The organism is Vibrio sp. M260118 (assembly GCF_036533755.1).
In the GTDB taxonomy this organism is placed as follows: domain Bacteria; phylum Pseudomonadota; class Gammaproteobacteria; order Enterobacterales; family Vibrionaceae; genus Vibrio.
Genome location: NZ_JATABG010000092.1, coordinates 1 through 10,627 on the forward strand (window position 1 = coordinate 1; position 10,627 = coordinate 10,627).

The 10,627-nt window shown below is 44.6% G+C and carries 8 protein-coding genes; 2 read left to right on the forward strand and 6 right to left on the reverse strand.

Annotation, left to right across the window (positions count from 1 at the left end; all coding sequences use genetic code 11):
• Positions 1-396 precede the first annotated feature (396 nt).
• A complete protein-coding gene (locus QTO00_RS07800; RefSeq protein ID WP_331424095.1) occupies positions 397-1,368 on the forward strand; it encodes an arginine deiminase-related protein in 972 nt (323 codons plus the stop codon).
• Positions 1,369-1,414: 46 nt separating this feature from the next.
• Here QTO00_RS07800 and QTO00_RS07805 read toward each other — a convergent pair whose 3' ends face one another.
• A complete protein-coding gene (locus tag QTO00_RS07805) occupies positions 1,415-2,080 on the reverse strand; it encodes a Crp/Fnr family transcriptional regulator (protein WP_331424096.1) in 666 nt (221 codons plus the stop codon).
• A gap of 186 nt (positions 2,081-2,266) precedes the next feature.
• Here QTO00_RS07805 and add point away from each other — a divergent pair, with 186 nt between their 5' ends.
• Positions 2,267-3,259, forward strand: coding sequence for an adenosine deaminase (add, locus tag QTO00_RS07810; RefSeq protein WP_331424097.1), 993 nt, complete (start codon positions 2,267-2,269; stop codon positions 3,257-3,259).
• A 90-nt stretch (positions 3,260-3,349) separates the two neighbouring features.
• Here add and QTO00_RS07815 read toward each other — a convergent pair whose 3' ends face one another.
• From QTO00_RS07815 to QTO00_RS07835, 5 genes are all read right to left on the reverse strand, one after another.
• Positions 3,350-5,506 (reverse strand): TonB-dependent receptor, encoded by a 2,157-nt coding sequence (locus QTO00_RS07815; protein WP_331424098.1) that lies wholly within the window; start codon positions 5,504-5,506, stop codon positions 3,350-3,352.
• A 278-nt stretch (positions 5,507-5,784) separates the two neighbouring features.
• Positions 5,785-6,750, reverse strand: a complete 966-nt coding sequence (locus tag QTO00_RS07820) for an FCD domain-containing protein (protein WP_331424100.1) — start codon at positions 6,748-6,750, stop codon at positions 5,785-5,787.
• 89 nt (positions 6,751-6,839) lie between these two features.
• Positions 6,840-8,837 (reverse strand): Fe(3+)-hydroxamate ABC transporter permease FhuB, encoded by a 1,998-nt coding sequence (gene fhuB / locus QTO00_RS07825; RefSeq protein WP_331424102.1) that lies wholly within the window; start codon positions 8,835-8,837, stop codon positions 6,840-6,842.
• A complete protein-coding gene (locus QTO00_RS07830) occupies positions 8,837-9,730 on the reverse strand; it encodes an iron-siderophore ABC transporter substrate-binding protein (protein WP_331424103.1) in 894 nt (297 codons plus the stop codon). The genes fhuB and QTO00_RS07830 overlap by 1 nt, the downstream gene beginning before the upstream one ends.
• Before the next feature lie 16 nt (positions 9,731-9,746).
• Positions 9,747-10,514, reverse strand: a complete 768-nt coding sequence (locus QTO00_RS07835) for an ABC transporter ATP-binding protein (protein WP_331424104.1) — start codon at positions 10,512-10,514, stop codon at positions 9,747-9,749.
• Positions 10,515-10,627 lie beyond the last annotated feature (113 nt).

The window sequence follows — 10,627 nt, forward strand, 5'->3', positions numbered from 1 at the left end:
TCCTGAACGGGAAAAGGCTTAGTGAAGCCTTCAAACTTTTTAAACATAAATAGTTCCTAAACACGCAAAGACGAAAAATTGCCAACGTGGTCGATGGCAGATGCGTACATCCATGAATAGGAAAAGTGAAGACCAACCTAGTCACCTATCTAGCTTGGTTTTGCAATGGTATACCCTCAGTGAAGGAAATGTAACCAGTTTATTATTCTTTCTCTTGCATAATATTCAACTGAAGATCGCTTAGAGTTACGTTGACAATAAAATTTACTGCAATTAATTATTTATACACCTAATTTTCCTGTTTAGGTGCTAATTAACAGGATATTTCAGTAATATTTTATTTAACATTATGCCTACAATTGGCTTTATTGAGTGAGATTAATTGAGTTTGTCACAATGTTGAAACAGCAAGCCGTACTAGAAAAAAACCGATCAACAGTACAAAACGCCAACTGTGTAGTGATGGTGCCACCGAAAGAGTTCGCCTTTAACGCCGAGACTGCGCAAGACAACGAATTTCAGCATCAAGTCACGCTATCGACTGAAGAAGTGCGTTCCAAGGCGATGGGTGAGTTTCACGCGATGGTTGCTGAGTTGCGTCAATCAGGCGTTCAGGTTGTAGTGTTTGATTACCCACTCGGGGAAGTAGAAACCCCTGATGCGGTTTTCCCAAATAACTGGTTTAGTACCACGAGCAACGGCGGGCTGTATACTTTCCCTATGGCATGTAAAAACCGTCAGCAAGAAGTGAAAGTTGATGCGTTAGTGGAAACACTGGAAAGGGCAGGGCGTCCTGTGACTAGCCAAGACAACTTGCTCTCTTATTTGGAGCAAGATGCTCACCTTGAAAGTACGGGTGTGATGGTTAAAGACCATGCCAATAAGACGATCTATGCCGCGTTATCTCAGCGTTGTGATCGTGAAGTTTTGGAAGACTACGCTGAGCGTATTGGCTATGATCGTGTGGTCTCTTTTCAAACCGCATTACCATCAGGTAAGCCGATTTATCACACCAATGTGATGATGGCGATTGGCGAAAACTTCTGTGTGATCTGCGATGAAGTAATCCCTGAATTTGAGCGTCGCTTTGTGATTAAATCACTGGCGAAAGACAAACAAGTGATTTCGATTTCTCTTGAGCAAATGAATCAGTTTTGCGGCAATATTCTTCAGCTTGAAACCAATACGGGTGAGAAAGTGATTGCGATGTCTCAATCTGCTTTTGATGCCTTCTCTCCTGCGCAGTTAGCCCAGCTTTCAAGTCATGGAAAGCTTCTACCATTCAATGTTAAGACGATTGAAAGCATTGGCGGCGGTAGTGTGCGTTGTATGCTAGGAGAAGTGTTCTTACCTACTTTGGCGGGCTAAATACCTGACAACGAAAATGGACACTGCCGAGTGTCCATTTTTTTGTTTATTGATAGTACTGTTCTAGATAGTCACGCAGTTTGTCGATATCGACTGGGACGATTTCGGAATTGTCTGCCCCTTTCTTGACCAAGCCTTCTTTGATCAGCTCATGGATGATGCGAGTATACGCTCTCTCTGTGCAGCCGAATCTTTGTGCTTCCTGATACATATAGCTATGCCCGCGTGATTGTGAACCTGAGGAGTGTCGGCTGACCATATCTTTGATGATATTAAATTTTAACGGGTAGAGAGAGCGTTCAATCGCAATGTTAGTCGTGTTGAGGTAGATATTCGACATGCGATGCGTCATCCAAAAGGTTATCTCAGCATCTTCCAGTAGGAACTCAGCAAACTTGTCTTTTGGAATCACACTTAACTGAGCATTTTCTGTTGCGATAACGCTAAAAGGGCTAGGCTTATCGGAAAAGAACTCCATCTCACCGAAAAAGTTATCTTCGAGGTAGTAATCGCCAAGGCTGAGGGTTTTTCCGTTCTCTGCAGTGTGTAGAACTGAAAAGCGCGCTCCTTCTGTCCAGTAAACTTCATTAACTTCACTGTGCTGGCGGATGATGTAGTCGCCTTTGGATACCAGCACTGTCTTGTACTGGTCACCTTTCACTAATTGGCGCAGCTTTTCTAAGCCGCTGTTTAGTATCTTGTTCTTATCCATAGTGAGTGTGCTTAACATTATTGGGTAATTTTGAGTGCTACCGGACAATTGTCGTGTTACATATCTTTGCTAATCATATACCATGGCTTTAATCGTTATCAAAACAAATGATTAAGCGTATTTTCTGCCACTTAGATGTGTTGAGCTACGCTTAGTCAATAAGCACGAAAGTTAGGACAAAAACAGATGAACTATTTTGATCTCCCTAAAATTGATCTTCATTGCCACCTCGATGGCAGCCTTCGCCCGCAAACTGTGCTCGATTTAGCTGCCGAGCAGAATATTGAGTTGCCGAGCCAAAGTGCTGATGACATCAAAACAATGATGATTGCTCCTGAAACCTGTCCTAACTTGCAGGAGTACTTAGATCGTTTTGCGTTGCCAATTAAAGTGATGCAAACCGCAGAGAGTTTAGAGCGTATTTCGTTTGAACTGTTCGAAGATGCAGCAAAAGAGAACGTAAAGTATCTTGAAGTGCGTTTTGGTCCTCAGTTACATACTAAGCAAGGTCTTACTTACTCTGAGATCATTGACAGTGTCGTTAAAGGCATGAAGCGCGCAGAAGCGCTGTACGATATTAAAGGTAACTACATTTTGTCATTGGTTAAGCTGCTAGCGATTGATTCAGTTAATGACATTATCGACGCAGGTGCGCCATTTTTAGGTAACGGCGTAGTCGCGTTTGACCTTGCAGGTGCTGAGCTAGATAACTTTGCTCATGATTACGTAGAGTACACTCAGTACGCACGTGATAAAGGTTACCGCATTACTATTCACGCTGGTGAACAGGGTTGTGGTCAAAACGTTTACGATGCGATTGAGCTGTTGGGTGCAGAACGTATTGGTCATGGTGTGGCAATCAAAGATCACGCTGAGGCTTACCAGCGCGTTAAACAAGATGTGGTAGGCTTAGAAGCGTGCCCAAGCAGTAATGTACAAACCAAAGCAATCCCTGAGCTTAAAGCGCACCCTCTTAATGATTTCCATAAAGATGGTTTAGCCGTGACAATCAATACGGATAACCGCACAGTATCGAACACCACCATGACTGACGAAGTGAGAAAGGTGATGGAGCAGTTTGAGCTTAGCGCGGAAGACTACAAACAGATTTATACGGCGAGTGTTGAGCAGGCTTTTGCAACTGACGAAGTGAAGAAGCACTTAATGCAATACGCATAAGTCACTAGGCCAACAGGGTCTAAGTAGATAAAACAAAACCGCCACATAGGGCGGTTTTGTTGTATTAGCGAGTTAGGAAATCGAGCTCGGTTAGAACTTCACCTGATAGTTTAGCGTGTAAGTACGACCACGGCCTTTGTAGTCATAGGCTGCTGAATCGTAGTGCGCAGCATATAAGATCTGAGCACGTTGTCCCCATGCTGTTGTGTAGTCTTTATCAAGCAGGTTTTGAATACCAAAGCCTAAGCTACCGACAGGAAGTTGGTAACTACCGACAAGATCAAACAGAGTGTAGCCATCAAGTTTATTGTTTGATGCATCTTCGTAGTCAAACATGGTTTGGCTCTGGAGTTTAACAGCGAGATCTGAATCATACCAACCCGCCCAAGCGCTTGCTTTAGACGTACTTGCGTAGCCAGCGGTGTAATCTTCCCAACCGTTTTCATCTTTCACTTCAGACACAACGTAGTGGCCAGATGCACCCAGCTGGATGTTGTCATGAACCCAGTAAGAGGCCATGGCTTCTAAGCCGTAAACGCGTTTTTTGTCTTCAACTTCTTCAATAAGCAGTGTTGTCTTGTTGTACTTAACGTCTTTATCTGAATGAGAATAATAAGCGGCAGTCTGCAGGTTAAACTCTCCGGTATCCAGACGGTAACCTAACTCAAACGTGTTGGTCTTAATGCCAGACATCTTTGATTGGTTGACGTTAATACTGTCGTTCAATGTCCAGTGATCACCGACTAAAGTGTAGTTGCCTTGACCGTAGTATTTAGCCGGGTCAGGAAGATCAAAACCTTGAGATAAGTTAGCCCAAACTTGAGAATCATCATCTAAATGGTAGATTGTGCCAATGTTAAATAGTGCAACACTGTAGTCTGTTGTTCCGCCTGGTACCGCATCCGCTGAAGTGCCACTTCCCGTTGCGATTTTCTTTTGTTGCTGATAGCCCACAAAGTCATCGATCTTGTTGGACATGTATTGGTAGCGAACCCCACCTTGTACTGACCAATCCTCAGTAATCGAGTAGTCGCCTTGGATGAAGCCTGCAATTGAGCTGACTTTTACTCCAGGGTAACGGCCGACTGTTGCGGCAGTTTTGTTGATTAAATTGCCTGAGTTAGTTGCGATAGTAGCGTCGTAAAGTGCTTGGTTACTTTCCAGCGTATCTTGGTAAGCATCGATACCATAAACAAGATTAAACTTATCGAAGCTCTTCGCTAACGCTGCTTTTAGCGTTATAACATCGGTGATTTGTTGGCCGGAAGATTGGTAATAAGGAGTGTAAGTTTGATCTTCTTTGCGATACGAAGCTTCAGCGATCAGTTGGTGACCTAGGAACTGATCGTCAACGTACGAAGTGCTAAGCATGAGTCGTTCAGTGCCGTGTTCGCGGTCGGAGTCAAACCCTTTGCGTACGTCAACAAAGTCTCGGCCAACAATATAAAGGCCATATGGAGAGTCTTGCTGACTATCGTAATACTGGGCTAGAAGATTTACTTTCTTCGTTTCTGAAACATTGATGCCTACCGTAGTTAGGAAATCAATGGTCTGGTTGAACTGTAGCGAGCCTTGAGAAATATCCGGCGTGACGATGTCACCATTGGCATCAAAGAAGCCTTGGGTTTCCGAGTAAACTAAAGAGGTTCGAGCTTGAAATTTCTCATTTCCGCCAGAGATGGATTGGCCAATTTTGTAGTCAAAATCTTCACTAGAGTTGAAACCTGAGGTTCCCCCTACAAATGATTCAAACTCAAGCTCTTCGCTTTGTGCTTTTTTTGTGATGATGTTGATCACACCGCCAGAAGCACCGGCACCATAAATAGAGGTAGAGCCAGAAAGCACTTCGATACGGTCAATGTTAAAAGGATCAATCGAATCTAAGTGTCGACTGATTTGGCGAGATGATTGCAGAGAAACGCCGTCAATCATAACCAACATTTTACGCCCGCGTAGATTTTGACCGAAGTTAGTTCGAGCGCCACTGCTGACATCTAAAGATGGAATAGCGGAAGCGAGTATGTCGCCTAGCGTTTTGCCACCACGGAATTCCTGCTCGATCTTGGCTGAATCTATGTACCAAACTGTACCAGGTATATCACTGATAGCTTTAGGTGTGCGGCTAGAAACAACCACCATTTTGTCTTCAGATGTATATTCTTGAGCTTGAACTGTAAACACTGAGCTTGCAGCGGCAATCGCTAAAGCAACAGTTGAAAGAGGGAAACTTCCTTTACTCGCTTTCATGGTTTTCTCTGTTGTTATTGATGAATATGGAGCTGGTTTATCACGCTGCCCGATACTCAAAATGTGAATCATTCTAAATAAGAATCATTATTATTGTATTTTTGTATCGAAAAGACAATATGTAAATGAGAATAATTTTCTTTTATATCAATGAAGATAGATCTTAAGTCGATAATTTTAGGCATGAAAGGTGAGACTAAAAATCATGCCTAAGAAGCGATTGGTATTAAATTTTTGATATTTATTGGAAATTTATTTACGAGGGCGGGGCTGGGTAGCTAAATACGCGTAGCGTTTAATTCGGTGATTGAATCGATGAGTGCTTCTCGATCTGATTGGGAAAGGTTGACGATGTTTTGATAGGTTTTTTGCATCACACCAATATCATTCTCAAGTAGTTGAGTGAGCCTTTGAGCTGCTGTTACCTTGTTGTTCTCAAGTATTAATTCGATGATGTCGAGACGACGTTGGCAGGATTTTTTTACTGAAGATTGGATATGCATGGAAACTAAATCAGTCGCCTTACGCATACGATTATGCTGCTGCATATTACTAAGTAAAAAACGATTTCCAGAGCAGAGTGCCACAAGCTCATGAAAATCAGCACTGAGATCGAACAGCTGGCTGGCCGTCACTGAGTGAGGGGCTGCAATGGCTTGCGTGTGGCGATCACGACAATTTCCGAACTTTGCATGATCAGTTTTCCAGCTTGGTTCCAATAGACAAGCAGGTTCAAAAATTAGTCGGCAACGATAGCTTTCCGTATGTCTTTCTAGTGTGTTGAGTACGCCATCAAGCTGCCACTTATAGCCAGGGCTTCGACGCAAAATCCCATCATTTTCCAATAGCCTAAGGACAGTTTGAATCTCGCCTCTACTCGCATTGTATTTTTGTTGGAGCTCATTCTCAGAAAACGTATTGCCGAGCTCGTTAAAAAATAGGTCCATCAGCAACCTGAGATAGAGCTTTTCCTCGCGGTCAGATTCTGCCTGCGAGCTTTCATCGATTTCTATTGCGTTAGCGTCGACTTGTAAGACAAAACCTTTGTAGGGCACTGCCTTAGCAATGCCGAGTGAAGACATATAGCCAAGCACTGCCCGCATCGGGCTTCGAGATACCTCGAACTCTTGTGCCAATGATGACTCATTCAGGCTGTCGTTGATCGTCGCTTGCTCAGATTTAAGCTTGGCGACGACACGAAGAAAAAGAGCTCGTTGGAGTTTTGTTATCGTTGGCTTTTCCATGGTGTCCGGTGTGTGATGAATCCTTTTTTATGGTAAACACAAAATCAGGTGAAAATCCATAAATTGTGTTTTTGATGCAAAAATGCAATTCATCGTCGCATTAGATAAAGGAAATAGCCCCCGCCTATTAGCGAAGCCAGTAACCCTGCTGGGAATTGCCAAGGGAACCACAATGTTCGTCCCAACCAATCCGCTATCACCATAATAATGGCTCCTAGCAATGCAGCGGTAAGTAGTTGTGGTATTGCTTGATATTGGTGAAGAGAACGCGCCATGTGCGGAGCTAACAAGCCGATGAAACTCAGTGGGCCAATGACTATGGTACACAGTGTCGTTAACGCTGCGACGAGCAATAGTAAAATCAGCCGAACAAACGTCACATTCATGCCGATACTGTTTGCCGTTACTTCTCCAAGCCCAATGAGTTCGATCCAGCGATGAAGTGATATAGCTATCGAGCCAATGACAGTGACGCCGATAGCAAGCAGAATTACGTCTCTGTTGGCGACTAAATAAGTAGAGCCTGATAACCAAGTGAGCAGCGCTGAAGCACTATCATGTCCGGAACTCATAGCGATTCTAAGTAGGGCGTCTAAGCCAGCGCTGAGAGCAATCCCAGTCAGCAATGTTTGCGTTGGGGCGAAGTTATGCTTTTTGCCTATAAACCAAACTACGGTAATGACAGCGAGTGCGCCTAAGGTGCCGAGCAGCATCTGTTGATCTCTGCCAACACCCGTTCCAAGGATAGTCCCAAGAACCAAGGCTAGTGCAGCACCAGAGCTAATACCTAACACTTCTGGGCTTGCCATTGGGTTGCTCGATATACGTTGAATGATGGTGCCAGAAAATGCTAAACCGATACCTGCAATCAAGGCAACCAATACGCGTGGAGCGCGCAGCTCGAACAAAGATTGAGTGAGACCAACACTCCAACCGAACTGGTTCTTTCCTACCGCAATTGCAAATAGAGAGAGCGCAGCTAGGGCTAGCAGAAGAACGATTAAAATTTTTGCTGTATTGACACGTCTGTAGTGCTCGATATGCTCAGTGCGGGCTTTTAGGTCTGACTGTAATTTAGTGCGTTGCAGCAACCATAGTAGGAAAGGCGCGCCTATCAATGCGGTCATTGCTCCGGTCGGTAGAAGTTCCCCTCCTACGCCAGAAAATGGTTGAACGATTAAGTCGACGATAAGCAAGATACTACTACCGATAAGGCCACTTAACAGAATTTGTTTGGCCAGTGTTCGCACACCGAGCATTCGAGCGATAGCGGGGGCGACAATACCAATGAAGCCAATGAGTCCGACTTCACTGACAACCGCGGCCGTGATGAAAATAGCGAGTGACAAGCAAGCAAGTTTTACTTGCTTGATATTGATGCCTAGAGATGAGGCGACGTTGTCACCAAACTGCAATGCGGATAATGGACGTTGTAATAGTAACAACAAGGCCGTTGGGAGTAGCACCAGTGGCAGCAATATTTGAGTGCTTGACCAATCATTTTGATTGAGTGCGCCTGCTCCCCATACGAAGAGGCTAGTTAATTTCTGTTCATGTAACATTAAAAGCATGGTGTTTAGTGAGCCGAAGAAAAGGCTTACAACCATACCTGCGAGCACCATGTGTAGGGGAGAAAATCCTCTGGCTGAACTCAGAGCAAACACCAACCCAGTGGCTAGACATCCTCCAATAAAAGCGGGGATAAAACCAGGAATGACAAAATGGGCGGGTATCAGCAAGATCCCTAACACCATGCCAAGTTCTGCACCCGCGGCGACACCCAGTGTTGTAGGTGAGGCGATGGGATTTCGTAACACAAATTGCATCACACAACCTGAAACGGCGAGAGCAAAACCACAAATCATGGCAACAGATAACCTAGGTAAGTAGGTCAAGTGAGTAATTAAGTGTTGATAGTTTGACGAATCAAAATGAAAGACAGTATCCCATACAAGGCGGATACCTTGGGAATACGGCGCCGTGACGTGTAGCAACAAACCTGTGATCAAGACAGCGGCGCCAAATAGCGTCACAGCTCTTAGACTAGGTCGGCCGAAGTCGTGATGTGCGATTTTTAAGGTGTTCATTATTGTTGGGTAAGTTGCTCGGTAATATGGTCACTAAAACGTTGTGCGGCGATCAAGCCACCAAAAGTCCAAATCGCTGGAAGTACGTACACTGAATCGGTACGTGCAAACTCCATTGCCTGCCAAAGAGGTGACTGAGTAATTTGCGTGAGTTCTTGTTGCTTAAATGGGCCAATAAGCATGACGTTGGCTTTTTGGTGTTCTGCGAGTTTTTCTGTACCTGCAGTGGTGAAGCCCCACAGGTTAGTCTGCTCATTCCAGTCGTTTTTTAGACCCATAATATCGATGGTCGCTTGCGCTAAAGAGCCTTGGCTGTGAACACGTAGCGTTTTATCGTTGAGAAAGCGGGCAAATAACAGTGGCTTATTGGCGTTGCCTGCGGCCACGATTCTTTTACCGTTAGCGACGAGCCGTGCTTCCGTCTGTTCAATGATAGTGAGAGCTTGCTGCTGCTTGTTGAACAATTTACCTAAAGATAGGGTTATCGCTTTTGCTGACTCTAACGGCTGTTTGTCTTCAGTGTAAGCGCTGTAAACTAAAACTGGAGCAATTTTATTCAACGGCTCATACGCTGCCGACATATGTTTACTGATTAAGATCACGTCGGGCTTTATGTCTGAAAGTAGCTCTAAGTTAGGTTCACGGCGTGAGCCTACATCAACAACAGCAGCATTTAAGCTGGGTGCTACAACCCATTGACGATACCCACTTGTGTCTGCAATGCCTTCGAGTTCAATGCCTAAGCTTAGGACGGTTTCTGTTAGTACCCAGTCTAGGGCGACAACTTTCTTCGGGATGGTACCAAAAGTAGTGGTTCCCATTTCGTGGGTAATATCGAAGGCGTAGCAATTGATTGCTAATGTGGCACAAAGCAAGGTGATAAGTTTCTTCACAGCAAGTTCCTTTGACTTATGGGATGTAGCTAATGGGTTGCCCAGTATTTGGATGCTCAAACAGTGCGAGCTCCATACCATAGATCTTCAACAGGGTTTCAGGGGTCATAAGCTCTTGTGGTGAGCCAGACGCAATCACTTTTCCAGAATGCAGTGCAATAAGGTAGTCACTAAATTTTGCCGCCATGTTGACATCGTGGAGTACCATGATCACGGTTAACCCCATGGTTTGATTGAGCTCTCTGATGAGTGCTAAAAGCTCATGTTGGTGAGCGACATCTAGTGCGGACGTAGGTTCATCTAGCAAAATACACTGGCTCTGCTGAGCGAGTAACATCGCTACCCATGCTCTTTGCCGTTCACCGCCAGACAAGGTCGCAACAAAACGTTCGGAAAACGGTGTTAAACCGACTTTCTCTATCGCTTCGTCGACAATCGCATAGTCGTCTTTGCTGTAACGACCGAATGCCCCTTTCCATGGATAACGTCCAAAACAGACGAGTTCACGTACAGTGACACCATCGGTAATGGGAGGGTGTTGCGGGAGATACGCGACTTGGTGAGCAAAGTCTAAGCTAGAAAATGATGAGACCGCTTGTTGGTTAAAAAGTACTTGCCCGTGCGCTGGTGAGTTTTGACGACTGAGTAGTTTAATCAAGGTCGATTTACCGCAGCCATTGTGCCCTAGAAGGGTAGTGACCTTCCCTGGCATAAAAGTGAGGTTGGTCGGAGATAGAATACTCTTTCCGTCGATCTCGAACGACGCATCGACTAGCTGATACATAGGTTATTTTACTGAGTTGTTTGTCTTCAACCAGCGACTCTAGCATGCGATAAATAAAATGAGAATAGTTTTCATAATCACTTCTGAAGTGGTTATCTGGAGTATTTAAGACC